At 65.1% G+C, this 23534-nt stretch carries 21 protein-coding genes; 20 read left to right on the top strand and 1 reads right to left on the bottom strand.

Annotated features, from left to right (window positions below):
- Positions 1-341 precede the first annotated feature (341 nt).
- The 6 genes from BLW56_RS08465 to BLW56_RS08440 all read left to right on the top strand — a co-directional run bounded on the left by BLW56_RS08465 (position 342) and on the right by BLW56_RS08440 (position 11738).
- Positions 342-1520 (top strand): efflux RND transporter periplasmic adaptor subunit, encoded by a 1179-nt coding sequence (locus BLW56_RS08465; RefSeq protein ID WP_177175880.1) that lies wholly within the window; start codon positions 342-344, stop codon positions 1518-1520.
- Between the two features lie 6 nt (positions 1521-1526).
- Complete coding sequence (locus BLW56_RS08460) at positions 1527-4733, top strand: efflux RND transporter permease subunit (protein ID WP_093510096.1); 3207 nt, start codon at positions 1527-1529, stop codon at positions 4731-4733.
- A complete protein-coding gene (locus tag BLW56_RS08455; RefSeq protein WP_093510095.1) occupies positions 4730-6136 on the top strand; it encodes an efflux transporter outer membrane subunit in 1407 nt (468 codons plus the stop codon). Before BLW56_RS08460 ends, BLW56_RS08455 begins: the two co-directional genes overlap by 4 nt.
- 82 nt (positions 6137-6218) lie before the next feature.
- On the top strand, positions 6219-7019 hold the full coding sequence (locus BLW56_RS08450) for an ImuA family protein (protein WP_093510866.1): 801 nt from the start codon (positions 6219-6221) through the stop codon (positions 7017-7019).
- On the top strand, positions 6910-8460 hold the full coding sequence (locus BLW56_RS08445; RefSeq protein ID WP_093510094.1) for a Y-family DNA polymerase: 1551 nt from the start codon (positions 6910-6912) through the stop codon (positions 8458-8460). Before BLW56_RS08450 ends, BLW56_RS08445 begins: the two co-directional genes overlap by 110 nt.
- The gene (locus BLW56_RS08440) at positions 8457-11738 is read left to right on the top strand and encodes an error-prone DNA polymerase (RefSeq protein ID WP_093510093.1); all 3282 of its coding nucleotides are present in this window, start codon (positions 8457-8459) and stop codon (positions 11736-11738) included. Before BLW56_RS08445 ends, BLW56_RS08440 begins: the two co-directional genes overlap by 4 nt.
- A 219-nt stretch (positions 11739-11957) precedes the next feature.
- On the opposite strand, the gene BLW56_RS08435 is transcribed toward BLW56_RS08440, so the two are convergent.
- Positions 11958-12770: a flagellin N-terminal helical domain-containing protein gene (locus BLW56_RS08435; RefSeq protein WP_093510865.1), complete on the bottom strand. Its 813-nt coding sequence runs from the start codon at positions 12768-12770 to the stop codon at positions 11958-11960.
- A gap of 250 nt (positions 12771-13020) precedes the next feature.
- Between BLW56_RS08435 and fliE the strand changes: the two genes are divergently transcribed.
- From fliE to fliR, 14 genes are all read left to right on the top strand, one after another.
- The gene (fliE, locus tag BLW56_RS08430) at positions 13021-13362 is read left to right on the top strand and encodes a flagellar hook-basal body complex protein FliE (protein ID WP_093510092.1); all 342 of its coding nucleotides are present in this window, start codon (positions 13021-13023) and stop codon (positions 13360-13362) included.
- Between the two features lie 3 nt (positions 13363-13365).
- Complete coding sequence (gene fliF / locus BLW56_RS08425; protein ID WP_093510091.1) at positions 13366-15030, top strand: flagellar basal-body MS-ring/collar protein FliF; 1665 nt, start codon at positions 13366-13368, stop codon at positions 15028-15030.
- Positions 15023-16054, top strand: a complete 1032-nt coding sequence (gene fliG, locus BLW56_RS08420) for a flagellar motor switch protein FliG (protein ID WP_093510090.1) — start codon at positions 15023-15025, stop codon at positions 16052-16054. Before fliF ends, fliG begins: the two co-directional genes overlap by 8 nt.
- A complete protein-coding gene (locus tag BLW56_RS08415) occupies positions 16047-16646 on the top strand; it encodes a FliH/SctL family protein (protein WP_093510089.1) in 600 nt (199 codons plus the stop codon). Before fliG ends, BLW56_RS08415 begins: the two co-directional genes overlap by 8 nt.
- Positions 16643-17974, top strand: a complete 1332-nt coding sequence (locus tag BLW56_RS08410) for a FliI/YscN family ATPase (protein ID WP_093510088.1) — start codon at positions 16643-16645, stop codon at positions 17972-17974. The genes BLW56_RS08415 and BLW56_RS08410 overlap by 4 nt, the downstream gene beginning before the upstream one ends.
- Positions 17971-18417 (top strand): hypothetical protein, encoded by a 447-nt coding sequence (locus BLW56_RS08405; protein ID WP_093510087.1) that lies wholly within the window; start codon positions 17971-17973, stop codon positions 18415-18417. Before BLW56_RS08410 ends, BLW56_RS08405 begins: the two co-directional genes overlap by 4 nt.
- Complete coding sequence (locus tag BLW56_RS08400) at positions 18414-19544, top strand: flagellar hook-length control protein FliK (protein WP_093510086.1); 1131 nt, start codon at positions 18414-18416, stop codon at positions 19542-19544. Before BLW56_RS08405 ends, BLW56_RS08400 begins: the two co-directional genes overlap by 4 nt.
- A gap of 17 nt (positions 19545-19561) precedes the next feature.
- Entirely contained in the window at positions 19562-20167 is a 606-nt protein-coding gene (gene fliL / locus BLW56_RS08395) for a flagellar basal body-associated FliL family protein (RefSeq protein WP_093510085.1), read from the top strand.
- A gap of 89 nt (positions 20168-20256) precedes the next feature.
- Positions 20257-21111: a flagellar motor switch protein FliM gene (locus tag BLW56_RS08390; RefSeq protein ID WP_256203352.1), complete on the top strand. Its 855-nt coding sequence runs from the start codon at positions 20257-20259 to the stop codon at positions 21109-21111.
- Positions 21104-21436, top strand: coding sequence for a flagellar motor switch protein FliN (gene fliN / locus BLW56_RS08385; RefSeq protein ID WP_093510083.1), 333 nt, complete (start codon positions 21104-21106; stop codon positions 21434-21436). The genes BLW56_RS08390 and fliN overlap by 8 nt, the downstream gene beginning before the upstream one ends.
- Positions 21436-21714, top strand: coding sequence for a flagellar biosynthetic protein FliO (locus tag BLW56_RS08380; protein WP_093510082.1), 279 nt, complete (start codon positions 21436-21438; stop codon positions 21712-21714). The genes fliN and BLW56_RS08380 overlap by 1 nt, the downstream gene beginning before the upstream one ends.
- Positions 21704-22474: a flagellar type III secretion system pore protein FliP gene (gene fliP, locus BLW56_RS08375; RefSeq protein ID WP_093510081.1), complete on the top strand. Its 771-nt coding sequence runs from the start codon at positions 21704-21706 to the stop codon at positions 22472-22474. Before BLW56_RS08380 ends, fliP begins: the two co-directional genes overlap by 11 nt.
- A gap of 4 nt (positions 22475-22478) precedes the next feature.
- A complete protein-coding gene (locus BLW56_RS08370) occupies positions 22479-22748 on the top strand; it encodes a flagellar biosynthetic protein FliQ (protein ID WP_037557392.1) in 270 nt (89 codons plus the stop codon).
- A 4-nt stretch (positions 22749-22752) separates the two neighbouring features.
- Positions 22753-23532 carry a flagellar biosynthetic protein FliR gene (fliR, locus tag BLW56_RS08365; RefSeq protein ID WP_093510080.1) on the top strand — a complete coding sequence of 260 codons (780 nt, stop codon included), beginning with the start codon at positions 22753-22755 and terminating at the stop codon, positions 23530-23532.
- The last annotated feature ends 2 nt before the right edge of the window (positions 23533-23534 follow it).

Below are 23534 nucleotides of genomic sequence, written 5' to 3'. Positions count from 1 at the left end.
GACCATGTCCGGTCGCCCATGATTTCCCACGGAGGTGGCGCCTGCCGACCGCTCCTTTTCGGCGCGATCGCCCGCCTCCTCATTTCTGTTTCGTTGCCCGGAACTGGTAACCGGTGTCACGAATGATGCGGGAACTGGCAAGCTTCTGTCAAGTGATAATTGTATGACAACTACCCGAGTGGTATGACAACTTTAGCTCGCGATCCGATCGGGCGGAGGCGACGGAAAAAGTGTCGCAAATTGTCTCATCGCGCCCATTGCACTTGCCAGCAGGGGGGCAATGGGCTGAATAGGCGCAAAACCCCCCTTTCCGCTGCGGACCCGAAACGAGATTGACCTTTATGCTGGACAAGAGGCCGCTGCTCCGCGCCGGAGCGCTGTGCGTCATCGCCCTGTCGTTGGCCGCCTGCTCTGCGGAAGAAGAGAAGGGCGGCCGCGGCGCGCCCGAAGTCGGCTATGTCACCGTCAAGGTCGAGCCGGTGCCCGTGACCTCGTCGCTCGGCGCACGCACCGTCGCGTTCGAGACGAGCGAAGTGCGCCCCCAGGTAAACGGCCTGATCCGCCGCCGCCTTTTCACCGAAGGCGCTTTCGTCCGCGCCGGCCAGCCGCTCTATCAGATCGACGCGAGCCTCTATCAGGCCGGGGTCGATCAGGCCGCGGCCAATCTGGCCAGCGCGCGCGCAAGCGCACAGGCGGCCGAAGAGCGCGCAAGGCGACTCGAACCGCTCGCAAAGATGCAGGCGGTCGCCGAGCAGGATTATACCGATGCACTTGCGCAGGCCCGAATGGCGCGCGCCGCGGTCGCGCAAAACGGCGCCGCGCTCGAAACGGCACGCATCAACCTGCGGTTCGCGACGATCACCGCACCGATCAGCGGCCGGATCGGGCGCAGCCTCGTTACACCCGGCGGGCTCGTCAGCGCCAGTCAGGCGACCCCGCTTGCTGTGATCCAGCAGACCGACCCGATGTTTGTCGATATGCAGCAGTCGAGCGCCGAGCTCACAACGCTGCGACAGGCGATCGAAAGCGGCGGGGTGACCGCGGGCAGCACGTCCGTCCGGCTGCGCCTTGAGGATGGCAGCGCCTATCCCTTTGCCGGGACCGTCGAGTTTTCAGACATTACGGTGAGTGAGGCGACAGGCACCGTGACATTGCGCGCACGCTTTCCCAATCCGAAAGGCATATTGCTGCCCGGCATGTTCGTGACCGCGCTGTTCGATCAGGCGGTAAATCCGGCGGCGATCCTGCTGCCGCAAGCTGCGGTGCAGCGCGATTTCGACGGATCGGCCTTCGTCTATCTCGTCGGCAAGGACAATAAGGCGGCGCGGCGCAAGATCGTCGCCGATCGCACCTCGGGCGCCAATTGGGTCGTCACCGACGGGCTGAAACCCGGTGAGCGCGTCATCACGCAGGGCATCGGCAATCTGCGCCAGGGTGCGCCGATCCGTCCGGTCCCGGCGAATAGCGTGCAGCGCGTCGGCGCCCCCAAGGGCGATGGCGCCGAAGCGAAGGGCAAGTAACAGGCGATGTCGCGCCTTTTCATCAACCGGCCGATCTTTGCCTGGGTGCTGGCGATCATCGTCATGCTGGGCGGCATCGGGGCGCTGTTCGCCCTGCCGATCGAACAATATCCCGACATCGCCCCGGCACAGGTCAATATCCGCGCGACCTATCCGGGTGCATCGGCCGAGACGATCGAGAACAGCGTCACGCAGGTACTCGAACAGCAGCTGACGGGGATCGACGGCCTGCTCTATTTCAGCTCGCAGTCGAGTTCGCGAGGGCAGGCGAATATCACTGCGATCTTCGAAAAGGGCACCGATCCCGACATCGCGCAGGTGCAGGTCCAGAACAAGATCCAGTCGGCGGTCTCTCGGTTGCCGCAACAGGTGCAGGCGCAAGGCATTCGCGTCACCAAATCGAACTCGGACACGCTGCTGCTCGTCGGCGTTTATGACTCGACCGACACGCGCGTGAACCAGGACGTGTCCGACTATATGGCGTCGAACATCCAGGATCCGCTGTCGCGCGTCGAAGGGGTTGGTGAGGTCAATATCTTCGGCGCGCCGCACGCGATGCGCATCTGGCTCAACCCGCAGCGGCTCGCAGCGGTGTCGCTGATGCCGAGCGACGTGATTTCGGCGATCACCGCACAGAACAGCGAAGTGGCCGCGGGTGACGTCGGCGGCCTGCCGTCGCCGCAGGGGCAGATGCTCAATGCGACCGTCACCGCGCAATCGCGGATGCAGACGGTGCCCGAGTTCGAAAATATCGTGCTGAAGACGCTGCCCGACGGGTCGACGGTGCGGATCAAGGATGTCGCGCGCGTCGAGATCGGGGCCGAAAGCTATGCCGTCGTCAGCCGGATCAACGGCCATCCGGGCGCGGGCATGTCGATCTCGCTGTCACCGGGATCGGACGCGCTCGAGACCGCCGACCGGGTCAAGGCGCGCATGAGAGAACTCGCGGCCGATTTCCCCGACGGCCTGACCTACAGCTACGCGAACGATTCGACCGAATTCATCAAGCTGTCGGTCAGCGAAGTTCAGAAGTCGCTGTTCGAAGCCATCCTGCTCGTCATTCTGGTCATGTTCGTCTTTCTGCAGAGCTGGCGCGCGGTGCTGATCCCCGCGATCGCGGTTCCCGTCGTGCTGCTCGGCACGTTCGCGATCTTCTATATGCTGGGATTCAGCATCAACACGCTCACTCTGTTCGGGCTGACGCTCGCGATCGGCCTGCTCGTCGACGATGCGATCGTCGTGGTCGAGAATGTCGAGCGATTGATGGAAGAAAATCCCGGCATGTCGGCGCGCGAGGCGACGATCCAGTCGATGCAGGAACTGCAGGTCGCGCTGATCGCCATCGCGCTCGTGCTGTCGGCTGTGTTCATGCCGATGGCTTTCTTCGGCGGGTCGACCGGCGTCATCTATCGCCAATTCTCGGTCACCATCGTCTCCGCGATGGCGCTGTCGGTGCTCGTCGCCCTGATCCTGAGCCCAGCACTCACCTCGACCCTGCTCAAGCCGAAGAATCATAGCGACACATCCACGGAAAGTGGCCGCTTCCCGCGCGTCTATGCCTTTTTCGAACGCGCCAAGAACGGCTTCAACACCCGTTTCGACCATATGGTCGAACGCTATGTCGGCAGCGTCACCAAAGTCGTTGACCGCAAATGGCTGTTCCTCGGTATTTACGCGATCCTGCTCGTGGCGCTCGCCTTCCTCTTCCTCCGTCTGCCGAGTGGCTTCCTGCCCAATGAGGATCAGGGGCGCGTACAGGTCCAGTTCCGCCTGCCCGCAGGCGCGACGCAGGGCCGCACGCTCGAAGTGCGCGACGCGATCGAAAAATATATGCTGACGTCGGAAAAGGCGAACACGCAGGCGCTGTTCCTGATCGCGGGCGGCGGCGGCGGCGCGGCGGCGGGGCAGAATACCGGCCAAGGCTTCGTCAACCTCACCCATTGGGACAATCGACCGGGCAAGGAAAATACCGCCGACGCGATCGCCGAACGCGCGCGCAAGGCACTGAGCGGCCTTCGCGATGCCCAGATTTTTGCGCTCGTACCCGGTGCGGTGCGCGGCCTGGGCGATTCGTCGGGCTTTACGATGCAGTTCCAGAACCGCGGCGGGATGAGCCGCGCCGAGTTCGCCGATGCGCGCGACAGGCTGCTTGCGATGGCGAATGAAAATCCCAAGCTCACGTCGGTACGGCTCTCCGACCTTCCCGACGTCGCCACGCTGAAGATCGACGTCGATACGCAGCGGCTGACCGCCTATGGCATTAACAATGCCGATGTGAATTCAACACTCGCGACCGCATGGGGCGGCCGTTACGTCAACGACTTCATCGACAAGGGGCGCGTCAAGCGCGTCTATGTCCAGGGCGACGCTCCCTTTCGCGCGCGTCCGGAAGATCTTGGCCAATGGTTTGTCCGCTCGGCCGATGGCGAGATGTCGCCTTTCTCTGCTTTTGCCAAGACCGGCTGGTCGACGACCCCAAGCAGCAGTTCGCGCTTTCAGGGGGTGCCCGCATTCGAAATCTCGGGCCAGCCCTCGCCGGGCACCAGTTCGGGCGAAGCGATGGACGAGATGGAACGGATGGCAGGGGAAATTCCCGGAACCAGCGTCGCCTGGTCAGGCTCATCCTATCAGGAACGCCTCTCCTCCGGGCAGGCGCCACTACTTTATGGCCTGTCGTTGCTCGTCGTCTTTCTCTGTCTCGCGGCGCTCTATGAAAGCTGGTCGGTTCCCCTCGCGGTGATCCTCGTCATCCCCCTTGGCCTGATCGGCGCAGTGTTCGCCGTGAATTTGCGCGGGCTGGAAAATGACGTCTATCTCCAGATCGGCCTGCTCACGACGATGGGGCTCGCAGCAAAGAATGCGATCCTGATGATCGAATTCGCCGAGCAGGAAGAACGCAAGGGCAAGCGCGTGATCGAGGCGGCGATCGCCGCGGCGCGCATCCGCCTGCGCCCGATCCTGATGACAAGCTTCGCCTTCATCTTCGGCGTGCTGCCGCTCGCGATCGCGACCGGCGCGGGCGCGAACAGCCGCGTCGCGATCGGCACTTCGGTCATCGGCGGCATGCTCACCGCCGCCTTCCTCGCAATCTTCTTCATCCCGCTCTTCTTCGTGCTCGTCCGCCGCGGCGTGCGCGATGGCCTCGCCGCGATGCGGGCGCGCTTCGGCAAGAAAAAAGACGGCAATGAAGGCGTTGCGGAGATTCCGGCATGATCCGCGTCCCTTCCCTGCTGATGATAAGCACGCTCGCGCTGGCGGGTTGTTCGCTCGCTCCGAAAACGGTGCTACCCGCGACGCCCGTCCCGCAAAGCTGGCCAGTCGGCGACGCCTATCTGTTGCAGAGCGAGACGGCGTTGCCGATCCTCTCGTACAAAAATGTCTTCACCGACCCGCGGCTGCAGGCGCTGACCGATCGGGCGCTCGCGAACAACCGCGACCTCCGCGTTGCCTATGCCAATGTCGCCGCGGCGCGCGCGCAGGTTCGCGTTACGCGATCGGGGCAATTCCCCGAACTCGGGATCAATGCTGGCGCGGGCTATTCGGATTCGAGCGGAAGCGGGAACGGCAGCGGCGATTTTTCGCTCCGCGGCGGTATTACAGCTTTCGAACTCGACCTGTTCGGCCGCCTTGCCAATGCGACCGAGGCCGATCGCAACCGCGCGCTCGGCACCGAGGCGGCCTCGCGCACGGTGCGGCTCGCACTGATCGCCAACCTCGCCGACGCATGGGCGAGCTATGGCGCCGACCGCGACCTGCTGAAAATCGCTGAGGACACCGCCGCCAATGCACGCGAAAATGTCCGGCTGACCAGGGCCCGCCTCGACGGCGGCGTCGCACCGCGCACCGACCTCAGACAGGCCGAACAGATTCTCGCAACGGCCGAGGATTCGATCGCGCAGCAGAGAACCGCGCTCGCGCAGGACGAGAATCTGATCCGCCTGCTCGTCGGCGGGGATATCGACCGCGCGTTCTTGCCCGCAAGCCTGACCGAGGTGACGACGTCGATCGTCTCGCTGCCCGCCGGGGTCAGCTCGGAAATCCTGCTGCGCCGCCCCGATGTGATCGAGGCCGAATATGGCCTGCGCGCCGCCAATGCCGATATCGGCGTCGCGCGCGCGCGGCTCTTCCCGTCGATCTCGCTTACTGGACTGCTCGGCTTTGCGAGCAATGCGCTCTCGAGCCTGTTCGACAGCGGCTCGTTCAGCTGGTCGGCGGGCGGCGATGCGACGGCGACGATCTTCGACGCCGGCGGCCGCCGCGCGGGCGTCGCGGTCAGCGAAGCGCAGCGCGACGCCGCGCTCGCAGGCTATGAAGGCGCGATCCAGACCGCGTTCCGCGAGGTCGCCGACGCGCTTGCGGTGCAGGGAACGATATCCGAACGCGTGCGCGCCGCTGCGGCGAACAGCTCGGCCGCTGCCGATACCGCAACGCTCACCGATGCACGGTACAAGGGCGGCGTCGACAGCTTCCTCTCCAGCCTCGATGCCCAGCGCAGCCTCTATTCGGCGCGGCGGAGCGAGATCGGGACGCAGCTTCTGCTTGCCCAGACGCGAATCGCCCTGTTCCGGGCGCTCGGCGGCGACAGCGGCGCGGGAACCGAATCGGCAGCTCGCTAACCCACTCTATCCGCACCATTTCCTGACCCTTCTTGACAAGCGTCACCCCCAAGGCGCTAATAGAACATATCAGGAACAAATGATGCGCGATTCGTCTCCCATACTCGCCGGGCTGCGCCAGAGCATCGCCCGGATGACCGCCGATGGCGGTTTCGAAAGCCGCCCGGCTGAGGGCTGGCTGGGAAGCGGCGACGCGCGTTTCGACGCCGCGCTCGGAGGGGGACTCGCAGTCGGGCGCACCCATGAATTTTTCGCCGCCGACGCGCTCGACGCGACGAGCGCCGCGGCTTTTGCCGCGCTTGTCGCGCTCCGCACGCCGGGCAAAGCGCCGCTGATCTGGCTGCGCACCACCGATGCCGGCAAACGCACCGGACATATCTATGCCCCCGGTATTGCCGAACTCGGCGGCGACCCCGACCGGCTGCTGATCGTCGAGGCCGCCGATCCGAAAATGCTGCTCGCCTGCGCGAATGACGCGATCCGCTGTGCGGGGTCGGCGGCGGTGATCGTCGAAAGCTGGGGCAAATTCCCTTTGCTAGACCTCACCGCCGGACGCCGCCTCACTCTCGGCGCGCGCGATGCAGGCACCACATTGCTGATGCTCCGGCTGAACGCCGCACCGACGCCAAGCGTCGCCGAGACGCGCTGGAATGTCGCCGCCGCCGCCTCGCACGCCCTCGAAGCAAACGCCCCCGGTACGCCTGCCTTCGACCTCGAACTGCTGCGCTGGCGCGGCGGGCCTGCCGGGACACGCTGGCGACTGGACTGGAACCATGACGAAAAATGCTTCGGGTCAATCCCTGGCGAAACGGCGCTATCTGGCGCTCTTCTTCCCCTTCCTGCCCACAGAGCGGTGGCTTCGCACGGCGCCGCGGCCGCCTGACGCCCCGCTCGTCTTCGCGGAAAAGCAGCGCGGCGCAATGCGGATCGCGAGCGTCGACGCGGCGGCGCTGGCGATCGGATTGCGCCCCGGCATGCCGCTCGCCGATGCCCGTGCGCAGGTCGGCGAGCTGGCCGTCGTTCCGCACGACCCTGTGCTCGACCAAGAGTGGCTCGACCGGCTCGCGCAGGGCTGCGCACGCTATTCTCCCCTTGTCGCGCTCGACGCGCCCGACGGACTGATCCTCGACATCGCAGGAACCGAGCATCTGTACGGCGGCGAAGCCGACCTCGTGGCCGATGCCGAAATGCGCCTCGCACAGCTCGGCATAAGTTTGCGCCATGCCCTTGGTCCGACCGCCCACGCCGCACGCGCGCTCGCGCGCTACCAGACGCGCCCCGCCGCCGATGAAGCGCAAGCGGTCCGCCGCCTGCCCGTCGCCGCGCTCGAACTCGAAGCCGAAGCGACGACCGCGCTCGTTCGTGCAGGACTGAAGAGCATCGGCGATCTCGCGAGTCGCCCGATGGCGAATATCGCCGCACGCTTCGGTACCGACGCCGCGATGGCGCTGCGCCGCCTGCTCGGGGATGCACCCAGCCCGCTCGACCCGCGCATCGCGCTGCCACCGGTGGTCACCGAACGCCGCTTCGCCGAACCGCTCGGCAGTACGGCGCATGCGACCAAAGTTCTCGCAGAACTTGTGAGCGAAGCGATCGAAGACCTGAACGAACGCGGCAAGGGCGGACGTCATTTCCGCGCGACCTTCTTTCGCAGCGACGGCCTCGCGCGCAGCATCGCGATCGAAACCGGCCACCCGACGCGCGACACGGGGTTGGTGATGCGCCTGTTCGCCGAGCGTATGGACAGCCTTGCCGACCCACTCGACCCCGGCTTCGGTTTCGACATGATCCGCCTTTCGGTTCCGCGGCTCGAAGCGCTTGGTGCAAGCCAGCTCAAGCTGGAAGGTGGTGCCGTGAAGGACGCCGCAATCGACGAACTCGCCGATCGCCTTGCGACACGGCTGGGCCGCGGCCGGGTGCGGCGGCTCCGCCCCGTCGACACGCATATTCCCGAACAGGCGCAACTCGAACTACCTGCGGTCGACGCGCCGACGCCTTCACCTTGGCAAACGCCCGAACCGGGCGAACCGCCGACGCGGCCCTTTCACCTCTTCGACCCGCCGCAGCCGATCGAGGTGATCGCCGAGGTGCCCGACGGTCCGCCACACCAGTTCCGCTGGCGCCGGCAGGCGCACGCGGTGCGCCGTTATGAAGGCCCCGAGCGCATCGCTGCCGAATGGTGGCGGCGCCGCGACAATGGCGGCCTGACGCGCGACTATTACCGTGTCGAGGATGCGCAGGGCCGCCGCTTCTGGCTCTTCCGCCACGGCCTCTACGACGAAAAGCCCGACCCGCGCTGGTATATCCACGGGGTCTTCGCATGAGCGGCGAGCTTGCCAATCCCGACCCCGAATCCGGCTTCGCCGAACTGGTCGCCGCGACCAATTACAGCTTCTTGCGCGGCGCCTCGCATCCCGCCGAGATGGTGGCGGAAGCAATCGCACTCGGCATGACAGGCATCGGCATCGCCGACCGCAACAGCGTCGCGGGGGTGGTGCGGGCGTGGGCGTTCCTGAAGGAGCAACAGGTCAAGAACCCTGAGATGGTGGAAGGCTTCCAGCTTGTCGTCGGCGCCCGGCTCGCCTTCGCGGACGGTACACCCGACATCGTCGCTTACCCCGTCAATCGCGAAGGCTGGGGCCGTCTGACGCGTCTTCTCTCAACCGGAAACTTGCGGGCGCAAAAGGGCGACTGCATCCTCGAACTGGGCGATCTGCTCGATCATTGCGACGATCTGCTTCTCATCGCGATGGAAAGCGACAAGGCATTGCTCCGTACCCTCAAGCGCCGGCGCCCCAAGTCGGTCTGGCTGGCAGCCACGATGCCGCAATCAGGCGCAGACGCGCGCCGACTAGCCGAACTCCAACGCCTGTCGACAGCGACCGGGGTGCCGCTGCTGGCTACCAACGACGCGCTGTACGCAACCAAAGCACAGCGCCCGTTGCACGACATCATCACCTGCATCCGTGAAGGTACGACGGTCTCGAAGGCCGGCAAGCTGCTCCGCGCCAATGGCGAGCGCTATCTGAAGGCCCCCGCGGAGATGAAACGGCTTTTCGACGGCTATTCCAAAGCGATCGGGCAAAGCGCCAAGCTGCTCGCCCGTATCCGGTTCGACCTCGAAGACCTGCGATACGAATATCCGCATGAACCGGTCCCGCCAGGCTGGAAGCCCTTCAACTATCTCCATCATCTGGTGAAGACCGCGGCGGAGAAGCGCTACGGCACCCCCCTCCCTACAAAGGTCCGTGCCTTGGTTGGCAACGAACTTCGGCTGATCAGAAGGAGGAGCTATGTCTATTATTTTCTGACCGTCCATGACCTCGTGCGCTTCGCCCGCAACCAAAAGCCACCCATTCTTTGCCAAGGTCGCGGATCCGCAGCGAATTCGATCGTCTGCTTTCTGCTCGGAGTCACCTCGGTCGATCCCATCGAGCATAAGCTGCTTTTTTCGCGTTTCATTTCGGCCGAACGGGACGAGCCTCCCGATATCGATGTCGACTTCGAGCATGAGCGGCGCGAAGAAGTGATCCAACATATTTATGAACGCTATGGTCAAGATCGCGCCGCGATTGCCGCGACGGTCATCCATTATCGCCCTCGCAGCACGATCCGCGAGGTAGGCAAGGCGCTGGGGCTAAGCGAGGATGTCACCGCGCGGCTTGCCGATACGAGCTGGGGAAACTGGGGCAATGAGGTTCCGGTCGAGCGCCTCGTCGAGGCCGGACTCAATCCGCATAATGGCGAGATCGAGCGTTTGCATCGCTTTGTCAGCGAACTGCTCAAAGCCCCCCGCCACCTGTCCCAGCATGTCGGTGGTTTTGTGCTCACCGAGGGGCGGCTCGACGAGTTGGTCCCAATTCACAATGCAGCGATGGAGAAGCGGACTTTCATCGAATGGGATAAGGACGACATCGACGCGCTCGGGTTAATGAAGGTCGATGTGCTCGCTCTCGGCATGCTGACCTGCATCCGCAAATGTTACGATCTGATGCGCGAGCATGGGCTAGGCGACCACACGCTCGAGTTGGACATCGATTGCAAGGACGAAGCCGTCTACAAAATGCTCCAGCGCGGCGACAGTATCGGTGTGTTCCAGGTTGAAAGCCGAGCACAGATCAACATGTTGCCGCGACTGAAACCAAAAGTCTTCTACGATTTGGTGGTGCAGGTTGCTATCGTCCGCCCCGGCCCCATCGAGGGAGATATGGTTCATCCCTATCTGCGTCGGCGTAACGGGGAAGAAGAGGTGGAATATCCTTCTCCTGCACCTCCCCATGATCCAGATGAGCTGCGTGAAGTCCTAGGAGACACCTTCGGCGTCCCGCTATTTCAGGAACAGGCAATGAAGCTGGCAATGGTTGCGGCAGACTTCTCTCCCGAGGAAGCGAACGGGTTACGGCGCGCCATGGCAACCTTCCGCAATGTCGGTACCATTGATAATTTCGAAGAAAAGATGGTCGAAGGCATGGTGGCACGAGGATATGAGCGTAGCTTCGCTCAACGCTGCTACAGTCAGATCGAAGGCTTCGGCAGCTATGGCTTTCCCGAAAGCCATGCCCAGTCCTTCGCGCGGCTCGTCTATGTCTCCTCATGGATCAAGCATTACCACCCCGCGGTCTTCGCGTGCGGCATCCTAAATTCGCAGCCGATGGGCTTCTACGCCCCCGCGCAGCTCGTGCGCGATGCGCGCGAGCATGGCGTCGAGGTGCGCGAGGTCGATGTGAATGCAAGCCATTGGGACAACAGCCTTGAGCGGAAGGACGATGGCAATCTCGCGCTGCGGCTCGGCTTCCGGCAAGTCGATGGGTTCCGCGAGGAATGGGCGACACAGATCGTTGCGGCGCGCGCCACGCCCTTCGCCTCGATCGAGGAACTCGCACGCCGCGCCAATCTACCCTCACGCGCGCTGCGCCTGCTCGCCGACGCCGATGCGTGCCGGTCGATGGGGCTCGAGCGGCGGCCGGCACTGTGGGATGCAAGGCGCGTTCGGCAAGGCGTGCTGCCGCTGTTCGGGGCGGCCGAAACCGACGAGCTTGGCGCCGAAGAGGATGCCGCATTGCCGCCGACGCCGCTGGTTGAGCATGTGCTGACCGATTATCAGACGACGCGGCTGTCGCTGAAAGGCCATCCGATGGCGTTCCTGCGCCGCGATTTCGAGCGCGAAGGTGTTTTGAGCGCGTCGCAGGTCGCCGCCGCGAAGAACGGATCGATCGTCCGCACTGCAGGTGTCGTGCTGATCCGCCAGCGCCCCGGAAAGGGCAATGCGATCTTCATCACGCTTGAGGACGAGGGCGGGGTCGTCAACATCCTGCTGTGGGCGCGCCACTTCGAACGCTATCGCCGTGCCGTCATGGCGTCACGGTTGATGCTCGCCGAGGGCGAGGTCCAGCGGAGCAAGGAGGGCGTGATCCACCTGATGGCGACGCAGATCGTCGATCGCACCGCAATGCTCGACACGCTGGGCAGCGACTGGCGTTTCGAACCCGACGTCTGCCGCGCCGACGAGGTAAAGCATCCGCAGTTGCCGCGCGGGTATTCGGCAAAGCACGGCCATCCGCGTGACGTCCGCATCCTGCCCAAGTCGCGGGATTTTCATTAGCCGCGGCCGACCGACGTCGACAACGGCACCGGCCCACTTCCCTACCCGGCCTACCCGACGATAGTAACCTAGGGAGGCTGGGTGGGGGAGCGGGCCGGTGCCGACTCTGCTCGGTTATGAGCAGATCAAAAAGATGATGCCCCGGCTGTGGGGGCCGGGGCATCGGATCAGGCTATCTAAGGGACCAACCAAATATAGCCTGAATATCGTTCGCGAATTTTAGCGAAGCAGGTTCATCACGCCCTGCTGGCTCTGGTTCGCCTGAGCGAGCATCGCGGTCGATGCCTGCGCCAGGATGCCGGCAGCCGCGAGGTTCGTCGATTCGACCGAGAAATCGGCGTCTTCGATGCGCGACTTCGATTCCGACAGATTCGTGACGGTCGACGTCAAATTGTCGACAGCCGAGCTCAGGCGGTTCTGCTGCGCACCCAAGTTGGCGCGTTCGGTGGCAACCGTCTGGATCGCGGTGTCGAGCGTCGCGAGCGCACCCGAAGCACCAGCTGCGGTCGAGAAGTCGAGACCGTCGACGCCGAGGCCGGCGGCCTGGAGGTCTTCGATCACGATGTTCACGACTTCGCCGTCGTTGAGGCCGGTCTGGATGTCGAGATCGGCCGTGCCGTCGAGCAGCGCGGTACCGTTGAAGGTCGTGCGGCCCGCAACGTCGTCGATCTGCGCGATCAGCGCGGTGACTTCGGTCTGGATCGCGGTGCGGTCGTCGTCGCCGAGCGTGCCGGTCGAAGCCTGCATCGCAAGGTCACGCATACGAACGAGGATGTCCGCGATGCTGCCGGCGGCGCTGTCGGCGGTCTGCGCCAGCGAAATGCCGTCGTTGGCGTTGCGGATCGCCTGCGTCAGGCCGCGGGCGCTGGCGTCCATGCGGGTCGCGATGGCGAGGCCGGCTGCGTCGTCCTTGGCGCTGTTGATGCGCTTGCCGCTCGACAGGCGTTCCATCGCCTGCGACTGCATCTGGTTGGCAACACGCGAGTTATTCTGGGCGCGAAGCGCGCTCACATTGGTGTTGATGACGGTCATTACTTGTTCCTTTCCGGCCTCGATGGCCATTCCCATAATGTGAGGGCTCGAGGAGCGGTCACGAAACCAGTAACGGCGCAGGGCACAGGCGATTAAGTGCCCGCGTCAAAAAAACGCCAAAACCCTACACGGGGCCGATCACGCTACGATCAATCCATTGAAAACAAGTAATTAAAATATTTGGCACATACTTTGCATTCTTCTTTGTGCGTGCGGCAAACCGCCGCGCATCAGGACGGATGAAGAAGCAATGAGCGCGATTGACCCGAGCCGGCTGCTGCAGATGCGCAGTTCGATTCTCAATCAGAACCAGGCGTTGCAGCGCGCCGCGGGCCAGGGCGGCATCGGCGGCGGTGCCAACGCCGAGGGAGCGCCCGATTTCGGTGCCGCGATCAACAACGCACTGCAACAGGTCAACGCCCAGCAGTCGAAGGCGAGCCAGATCAGCGAAGCCTATGAACGCGGCGACACGCACGACATCGTCAGCGTGATGATCGAGCGCCAGAAGGCCTCGCTCGGCTTCGAAACCACCCTGCAAGTCCGCAACAAGCTGCTGTCCGCGTATCGCGACATCATGAACATGCCGGTGTAATCCATGGCCGAGACCCAGATCCTTACCCCCGTCCCCAATATGGACGACGGCAACGCGAACCGCCTCCCCGCCCCCGTCCTGGGCGGTCGCTTCGCACCGTTGACGCAGTTCATGCGCCAGCCCGCCGTCCAGCGCGCACTGCCCGCTATCGCGATGACCTCGGCGATCGGCATTGCCGCGCTCGCCTATTTCACGATGCAGGCCGCACCGCAGGCGCAGCTCTTCGCCGGGCTCGACGACACCGACAAGGCGGCCGTCGCCGACGCGCTGCAGACGCAGGGCATCGCGCACAGTATCGACCCGACCACCGGCGCGCTGACAGTCGATGCCGACAAATTGCATCAGGCGCGTATCGCGCTCGCCGGACAGGGCCTGCCCAAAGCGGCGCCGAGCGGCGACAGCCTGATCGCCGCTCTGCCCATGGGATCGAGCCGCGCGATCGAAGGCGAAGCGCTGCGCTCGGCGCGCGAAGCCGACCTGTCGCGCACGATCGAGACGATCGATGCGGTCAAGAGTGCGCGCGTCCATGTCGCCGCTGCCGAACCCAGCCTGTTTGTTCGCGAAGACAAGCCCGCCACCGCTTCGGTAATGCTGACGCTTCAGAACGGCCGCTCGCTGTCCGACGGTCAGGTGCAGGCGATCCGCTTCCTCGTCGCTTCGTCGGTGCCCGGCATGAACGCCGATCAGGTGTCGGTGATCGATCAGCGCGGCGCGCTGCTGTCGGAAACCGCGACCGGCAGCGATATGAAAGCCTTTCAGCTCCAGCTGCAGGTCGAGGACCGCTTCCGCCGCGCGCTCGACACCCTGCTCGGCCCGATGCTCGGTGCCGGCAATTATACCGTCGAAGTCCACGCCGACGTCGACATGTCCGAAAGCCAGGCGACGCGCGAAAGCTTTCCCGAGAATGATCGTGCGCTGACTAGCGAACAGATCACGCGCTCGACCAGCGGCTCAAGCGCCCCCGCAGTCGGCATCCCCGGCGCGCTGTCGAACCAGCCGCCGCAGGCGACGACAATCACCGCGACCGGCCCGCAGACGGTTCCGCCCGGCGCCCCCCCCGCGCCCGGAACCGAGAGCAACGAAAATGCCGCGCGCGCCTATGAAGTCGGCCGCGAGATTTCGGTCACCCACTCGCCGCAGGGCAAACTGCGCCGCGTCTCGGTCGCCGTCGCGCTCAATCAGGGGAAGAAGGCGCTGACGCAGGCCGATCTCACCAAGATCGACAATCTGGTGAAGGGCGCGATCGGTTATGACGCGACGCGCGGCGACCTGGTCGCGATCAACCAGCGTCCGTTCGTCGCGGTCGAAGACACGTCGCCTGCCTTTTACGATCAAGGCTGGTTCCTGCCGCTGATCAAACAGGTCGGCGCGATCCTCGCCGCGCTGCTCGCCTTCCTGTTCATCGGTCGCCCGATGATCCGCGCCGCCAAGGAGCGCGCCGCGAAACGCATCGCGCAGAATCAGGAACTCGAAGCCTCGCTCCTCGCCGCGACCGACCGCCCGGCCCTTGCCAGCGGTCAGGGCGGCCGCGAAATCACCCTCGAGATGATCGAGCAGGCGCCGAGCTATGAAGCGCGCGCCAATCTCGTCCGCGCCTTTGTCCGTCAGGATTCGGCGCGCGCCGCGCTGGTCGTCCGTCACCTGATGCAGGAGGGCGCCCGTGCCTGAAGTCGCCGAATTGGATAACGCCCCCGCACCGGCCGCGATCGAAGGGTCGGCCGCCGCCGCGATCCTGTTGATGCTGCTCGACGAAAGCGAGGCTGCGACGATCATGAAGCAGCTCGATCCCGACGAGGTGCGCCAGCTTGCCAAGGCGATGTTCGACACCGCCAACGCCAGCGAACAGCAGATCGGGCTGGCGCTCGACCGTTTCGTGACGCGCAGCCGCGACGTCAGCGCGTTGGCGATCGGCGCCGACATGCGCATTCGCACCGTGATCAACGAAGCCGTGGGCAACGTCCGCGCCGACAATATCCTCGCCGCCGTCGCGCCGCAGCGGAGCGCCGCGTCGCTCGAAATGTTGCGCTGGATGGATGTCGACGCGATCAGCGGGCTGCTCGCCAGCGAGCATCCGCAGGTCGGCGCCCTGATCCTCTCGGTGCTCGTCCCCGATGTCGCCGCCCGCGCGATCGAAACGCTCGACGAAGTGCTGCAGGCCGATCTCGTGCTCCGCGCCGCCATGCTCACCTCGGTTCCCGCCGCCGCGATCGAAGATCTCGAATCGGTGCTCGCCAGCGCCAATGTCGACGGCCAGCGCGTCGCCAAGCAGGCGATCGGCGGCCCGAGCGACGTCGCAAAAATCATGAAGAAGATGCCGAAGCAGCTGTCGGAGCGCACGCTCCGCTCGCTGAAGAAGCACGACCGCATCCTTGCGCAGACGATCGAAGAAGAGATGTTCATCTTCGAAAATCTGCGCGACCTCGACAAGAAGAGCCTCAGCAGCGTTCTGCGCTCGGTCGATGCCGCCCAGCTTGCGATCGCGCTCAAGGGCGCCGACGAGGATATGGTCGACATGTGCCTCGCCACCATGTCGCAGCGCGCTGCCGAAACGATCCGCGACGAAATGACCGAAATGACGATGGTCAAGCGCGCCGATGTCGACGACGCGCAGAAGAGCGTGATGCAGATCGTGCGCCAGATGGCCGCGGCAGGCGAAATCATGATCGCTGGCGGAGGCGACGACTATGTCTGATCACTCCGCCGAAACCGGCTTTGCGCCCGTCAGCCTGGCCGACGCCATGGCGCGCGGCACCGGCTTTCGCCCGATCTCCTTCGCGCCTTCGGCCTATGCTCCGCAGCCCGTCGAAGAAAGCATCGACGAGCCCGCGCTCGACGATCCTTTCGCGCTTGGCCTGGCCGAAGGCCAGCGCCTCGCCGAAGCCGCCTTTGTCGCCGAACGCCACCAACTGCTCGCATTGCTCGCCGGTGCCGAAGCGCTGCAGGACGAACCGAGCGAAGAGCTGGCACAGCTGATCGCGACGACGGTCGAGCGGCTGGTCCGCCAGATCGTCGCGACCGCACCGATCGATACCGAATGGTTGCAAGCGCAGGTCGACACCGCCACCGCGATGATCGCCGACGCCGACAAGGCGCGCACGCTCCGGGTCCATCCCGACGATGCCGCGCTGCTCGCCGACGCGCCGCTCGCAATGGCGATCGAAAGCGACGCCGCGATGATGCGCGGTACGGTGCGCATCGAAACCTCCACTGGTTGGATCGAGCACGGCCGCGCCGTCTATATCGACGAACTTCGCACCGCGCTCGGCACGGGACACGCCGCATGACGCGCCGCCTTGCCATGAGCGCGCAGCAACTGCTCGACCCCGTCGACCTGGCTGGCGCCAGCCCGCGCCGCATCGGCACGCTCGTCGCGCACGAGGGAATCATGCTCGAAGTGTCGGGTTTCCCGCAGCCGCTCGGCAGCAACGTCCGCATTAAGTCGGCCGACAATGATTATGTCTATGGCGAAGTCGTCGGTTTCCGCGGTCACCGCAGCCTCGTCCTGCCGTTCGACATGAACAAGCCGCTGGTCACCGGCGCGCCGGTCGAGCCGCACGGTGCCAGCTCGATGGTCCCCGTTGGCAAGACACTGCTCGGCCGCATCATGGATGCGCAGGGCAACCCCCTCGACGGCCGCCCCGCGATCAAGTCGCAATTCCAGTGGCCGCTCGCCGGTCGCAAGGTCAATCCGCTGCGCCGCGGCCGCGTAACCAAACCGCTCAACATGGGCGTGCGCGCCATCAACGGCCTGCTCACCGTCGGTGAAGGCCAGCGCGTCGCAATCATCGCGGGCTCGGGGGTCGGCAAGTCGGTCCTGATGGGCCAGATGATCGCCGGTACCGAATGCGACGTCATCGTCGTCGGGCTGATCGGCGAGCGCAGCCGCGAAGTCAGCGACTTCGTCGAAACCAAACTGCCCCCGGAGGTCCGCAAGAAGTCGGTCGTCGTCGCGGTTCCCGCTGATCATCCGCCCTTGCTTCGCCTGCGCGCCGCGATGCGCGCAACCGCGATCGCCGAAGCTTTCCGCGCCGAGGGCAAGAAGGTACTGCTGCTGATCGACAGCTTGACCCGCGTCGCGCACGCGCAGCGCGAGATCGGACTGACGCTCGGCGAGCCCCCGACAATGAAGGGTTATCCGCCGTCGGTCTTCGCGCTGATCCCCTCGCTGTGCGAACGCGCCGGTATCGATCGTGAAACCGGCGGTTCGGTCACCGCGCTCTATACCGTGCTCGCCGATGGCGGCGACATCGACGATCCGGTCGTCGATTCGGCGCGCGCGATCGTCGACGGTCATATCATCCTGTCGCGCCAGCTCGCCGAACAGGGCGTCTATCCGGCGATCGACGTCGCCCGCTCGCTGTCGCGCACGATGGTCGATTCGGTCGATCCCGAACATGCCGCCGCCGCAGCCCGCTTCCGCCAGCTCTGGTCCGCCTATGAAGAGAATCGCGACCTGATGCTGATGGGCGCTTACGTCGCCGGCGCCGATCCCGTGCTCGACACCGCCATCGCGCGTCACGCCGACCAGCTCGCCTATGTTTCGCAGCCTGCCAAGGCGCAGGTCGATTTCGACATTTCCCGCCAAGCCCTGATTGAAGGATATTCCGCATGAACGCCCGTACCGCACGCCGCAAACGTATCATCCGCGTGCGCTCCGTCGAACATCAGATGGCGGAGGCCAATCTGGCGCGCGCCAATGGCGAACTCGCGAACCTCGTCGAGTTGGCGAAGCGGCTCGAAACGCTGCGCGTCGACCTCGCGATGGCCAAGGGTGCAGTCGCCGGCCGCGCGCTCAATACGATCGGCGAACTCGCGATGCGCCTCGACATCGCGCAGGAAAGCCTGACCGCACCGCTGAGCAATGCCAGCGAGCGCCGAGATCAGGCCGGCGCGCTGGCGCAGAGCGCGATGGTCAAGGAAGAATCGGCAGTCCGCCTCTACGAACGCAGCCGCAAGGCGGCGCAGGTCGAACAGGAACGCCGCGACGACGCCAACCGCCCACACCGCCCCCGCACGGGCATGCGCCTGCGCCTGATCGAAGGCGGCGCGGCATGATGAGCGCCCCCTCTCTCCCGGCGCAACAGGGTGCGATGCCCGCGGGCTTTGCAACCTTCCTCGCTAATATCGGCCAGCTTCCCGACGGTGGCGGCGAAGGCGGTTTCGACCAGCTTCTCGCCGCTGCTCCGGTTGCGAACGCCGCCACGACGATCAAGATCGATCCCGCGCTGGCTCTCGATGCCATGGCTTCGCAGATCGAAACCCCCGCGCAAACCGACGTCGCGGTCGAGACTCCCGTCGTGAAGACCGAACCCACGAACACCGATCCGGCGGCACTGGCCACGAACCTTCTTATCGCGCTGAACGGCAGCATTTCCGGAGCGACGCCCGCATCGGGCAAGACGAGTCCGGCCAATGCCGAAGCGGATGCCGCATCGCCGGACACGGCGGAGACCGGCGAGTCCGCGGCAACGGCATCCACGACCAATTGGGCCGCGATCGTCGCGGCAGCAATCCCTGCCGCTGCGAAACCCGCGAAGCCGGTGGATGCTGCGCCGGCTTCGGCCGACACGAGCCCGCCCGCACTTCCTGTTGCCGCGCGTCCGCGCGACGCCGCCGCACCGATCATCGCCGGTGCCGAGGCGCCGGCTGCCAAGCCGATCGACGCAGCGCCGTCGATGACGATCCTCTTCACCCAGCCCGCCGCGCAGGGCACCGCCACGCTCGCCGGCGTGAGCGCGCCGGTACAGATCGCCGAACGCGTGCTCGACCTGGACAGCGACGGCGCGTGGATCGACCAGCTCGCGCGCGATATCGCCGCGACGAAATCGGACAGCGGCGATATCAGCTTTCGCCTGATGCCGAAGCATCTCGGCCGCCTCGACGTCGCGATGCAAATGGGCGACGAAGGCGTATCGCTGAAGATGGACACCCACCATGAAGCGACCGCGACGATCGTCACCGCCGCGCAGGGCCGGCTCGTCGACGAACTGCGCCAGCAGGGCGTGCGCGTCACCGGCGCCGAAGTGACCTGCACCCCGGGCGAGACCGGACGCCAGTCGCAAAGCCAAGGTCAGGCCCGCGCAGGCGCGCCCGATACCGCACATCTCATCGAAACCGCAACCGAACGCGCCGAACCGCGCGACGAAGAGCGCGCCGCGGATCGCCGCGGGCGCTTCGCCTGATCAGAAAGGGTCTTATCATGGCCAAGGATAATGTCGAAGGCGCCCCCAAGAAAAAGGGCAAGTTCAAGAAACTGCTGTTCATCGGCGTCGGCGCGATCGCGCTGATCGGCGCGGGCGCCGGCGCGGGCATTTATTTCGGCGCTCTGCAGGCGCATGAAGCAAAGCCCGAGGATAATTATCCCAAGCTTGTCGTGCGCGGCGAAGGCGAGCCCGAAGCCGCCGCCGAAGGCGAAGGCAAGGAAGCGGCACCGAAGGTCGGCACGGTATCGGTTCCCAACGACAAATATAAGGTGGATCCCAAGAAATATGAGATCACCTATTACCCGATCACCGACGCCTTCACGACGAACCTCGCCGACGGATCGGGCTTCCTGCAGATCGGTATCAGCCTTTCGACCTTCTACGACGGCAAGGTTATCAATAATATCAAACGGCAGGCCGTGCCAATTCGCTCGGTCGTGCTAATGGTGCTCGCCGAACAGGATCCGGCTCTGCTCTCCACATCGCAGGGGAAACAGCGGCTTCAACGCCAGTTGACCGCCGCAATCAACGATGTGCTGCGCGAAAAGGAAGGTTTCGGGGGTATCGACAATGTCTATTTCACAAGCCTGGTGATTCAGTGACCGCCAGCACCAAAACCGTCAAAGCCGTGAAGGCACCGGCCGCACCTGCGCCTGCAGTTGCGGCCGCGTCCGCGGATACGAAAGAATCCTTGCTGCTGCGCAGGGCTGCGGACGGCTATGCCTTCCCCGCGCTCGAGGGCGTGGCAAACCAGTTTGCGCGCAGCTTGCGCGATCTGATCCGCGCACTCGGCGCGCCGACGCTCCAGATCGAACGCTCCGGCGCGCAGCAGATGAGCTTCGCCGAATGGAGCGCATCGGCCGCCCCCGCGATCTTCTGGCGCTATCACGCGCCGCCGCTCAAGGGGCCGGTGCTGCTCGCAGGCCCGCGCTCGCTACTCCTCCAGCTCGTCGACATCTTCTATGGCGGCCGCGGCCAGCTTGCCGCCGAACGCGAAGAGCTGACCGACGCCGAAGAACGGTTCGCGGCGCGCCTCGGCCGCGACATCGGACTGCAGCTCGCCGCCGCTTGGCGCGGCAAGCTGGCGATCGAACCCGAACTCGACTGCGTAACCGGCGACCCCGCAAAGCTCGCCGCCGTGCGCGCCGATGACGAACTGTTCGTTCAGCGCTTCACGCTGCGCGGCGCACCGTTCGAGGGGCGCACGATCATGTGCGCTTATCCGGTCGCCGCACTGCGCGGGATCGCCGGCGACGAACTGCTGCCCGACATGCAGCCGAACGGCGCCGACCCGGCGTGGGCCGGCGCGCTCGACAAGGCGCTGCGCGATGTGCGCATGCCCGTACGCTCGGTGCTCGCACGGCCCGAGATCAGCCTCGTCAAATTGCTCGCGCTCGAAGTCGGCGACATCATCCCGCTCACCATGCCGCGCCATGTGCCGGTGACCGTCGCCGGTCGCAGCTTCGCACTCGGCAGCATCGGCGAAGCCAATGGCAACGCCGCGATCATGATAGACCATATCGAAAAAGGACCCGACCATGACTGACATCAGCGACGCCCCGAAGGCGCGCAGCGACCGGCGCGACAAGAGCATCGCCGCCGCGCCCAATTTCGACCTGCTCGCTGGCGTCTCGCTGCGCGTATCGGTCGAAGTCGGATCGACCTCGATGACGCTTTCCGAACTGCTCGCGATCGACGAGGGCAGCGTGATCGAACTTGACCGCGCCGCGACCGACCTGCTCGACATCTATGCGAACGGAACGCTCATCGCGAAGGGCGAGATCGTCAGCGTCGACGGCCGCTATGGCATCCAGGTCGCCGAAGTCGTCGCCCCGGCGCGCGGGCTCGAAGGCTTCGAACGGAGAGGCTGATGTTCGAATATATCCTCCGCCTGCTCATCCTGCTGCCGCTGGTCGGCGGCATGGCATGGGGCAGCCTGTGGCTGTGGAAGCGCGTCCAGATGGGCGTGCCGCTCGTTGGCGGTGCAACCAAGTCGCGCGCGGTCGAGATGGTCGACGTGCTGCCGCTCGGCCCCGGGTCGAAACTCGCGGTCGTCGAGTTCGCGGGTCAGCGCATTCTCGTCGCGGTGTCGCGCAATGGCATCACGCGGATCGCCGATGACAGCCAGGGCGATTTCCATGCGGACTGATCGCCGCTTCTGGTTGCGCGCCGCGGCGCTCGCCGGCGGCGCTGCGCTGCTCTGCGCCGCACCCGCGGCCTGGGCGCAGGCCACCGATGGCCTCAATCGCGCGGTCAGCGAAATCGGCGGCGATGGCCGCCCCCTGAGCCTGTCGCTCCAGATCCTCGTCCTGATGAGCCTGCTGACGGTGCTGCCGTCGCTGCTGCTGATGATGACGAGCTTCACGCGCATCATCATCGTACTGTCGATCCTGCGCCACGCGCTGGGACTGCAACAGACGCCGCCTAACCAGGTGCTGGTCGGGCTCAGCCTCTTCCTCTCATTGTTTGTGATGCAGCCCGTGATCAGCGAAGTGAACCGTGTCGCGATCGAGCCTTATGGCCAGGAACAGATCGATATCGGTGAAGCGGTCTCGCGTTCAGGCACCGCGCTGCATGGCTTTATGATGAAACAGACGCGCAAGACCGATCTGATGATGTTCGCCAAGATTGCCAAGGCGCCGAACTATGCGAGCCCGAAGGACGTGCCCTTTTCGATCCTGCTTCCCGCCTTCGTCACCAGCGAACTCAAGACGGCGTTCCAGATCGGCTTTCTGATCTTCCTGCCCTTCCTCGTCATCGACCTGATCGTCGCATCCGCGCTGATGTCTCTCGGTATGATGATGCTGTCGCCGACGATCATATCGATGCCGTTCAAGCTCCTGCTCTTCGTCCTCGTCGATGGCTGGGCGCTGACGATGGGATCACTCGCCTCCTCCTTTGTAAGTTAGCGGGATGGAGGCCGACTATTTCATCGGGGTCGCGCAGCAATCGCTGTGGATACTTGCCCTCGCCTCGGCCCCGCTGCTGCTGCCGGTGCTCGTCATCGGCGTGCTGCTCGGCATGGTCCAGGCCGCGACGTCGATCAACGAGCAGACGCTGACTTTCGTGCCCAAGCTGATCGTTGCCGCGATCTGCCTCGCGATTTTCGGCGGCAGCATCCTCGTCCTGCTCACCGATTTCACGCGCGAGTTGTTCGCGCAAATTCCGGCGCTCGTCCGCTAGGTCGATGAATCCCGCCGACATCCCGAATATCGAGGCGATGCTCCAGCTTTGGATGCTGGGCATGATCCGCCCCGGCGCCGCCTTCATCGCCGCACCGGTATTCGGCGCATCCAGCGTCCCGATACAGCTCCGGCTCGTCATCGCGCTTGCCGTCGGAGTACCCGCTGTCGCGGCATCGGGCATGGCGCTGCCGCCCGAGGGTATCGTATCGGTTCCGGGCTTTTTCTTCATCATCGGCGAGGTCGTGATCGGCCTCGCGATCGGCTTCGTGCTCCAGATGGGGCTCGCCGCCGCGCTTCTCGCCGGCGAGGTGATCAGCAACGCGATGGGGCTCGGCTTCGCGTCGATGGTCGATCCGCTGAGCGGCGCCTCGAGCTCGGCGATCGGCCAGTTCCTGTCGATGATGGCCACCGCGCTGTTCCTCGCCGCCGACGGCCATCTCGTGCTGATCGACATCGTCGTGAGCAGCTACACCGCGCTGCCGCCCGGCAATGCCTTCCCGTCCTGGGATGCGCTCGGCGGGGCGATCCGTTTCGGTAGCCTGATGTTCGCCGCGGGGCTGACGATCGCGATGCCCGTCGGCTTCGTCCTTATCCTCGTCCAGATCATCATGGGCGTGATCGGTCGTTCGGCGCCCGCACTCAACCTGTTCGCGGTCGGCATTCCCGCGACGTTGCTTGCCGGGATCGTCCTTCTCGGCGTCGCGACGCCGGCGATGGCGGAAGCGATCGCGCATATCCTGTCCGACGCGCTCGACGCGGCACGCATGGTCGCAGGGATCTGACC

Source organism: Sphingopyxis sp. YR583 (assembly GCF_900108295.1).
GTDB lineage: Bacteria > Pseudomonadota > Alphaproteobacteria > Sphingomonadales > Sphingomonadaceae > Sphingopyxis.
This window is presented reverse-complemented; position numbering and strand designations above follow the sequence as displayed.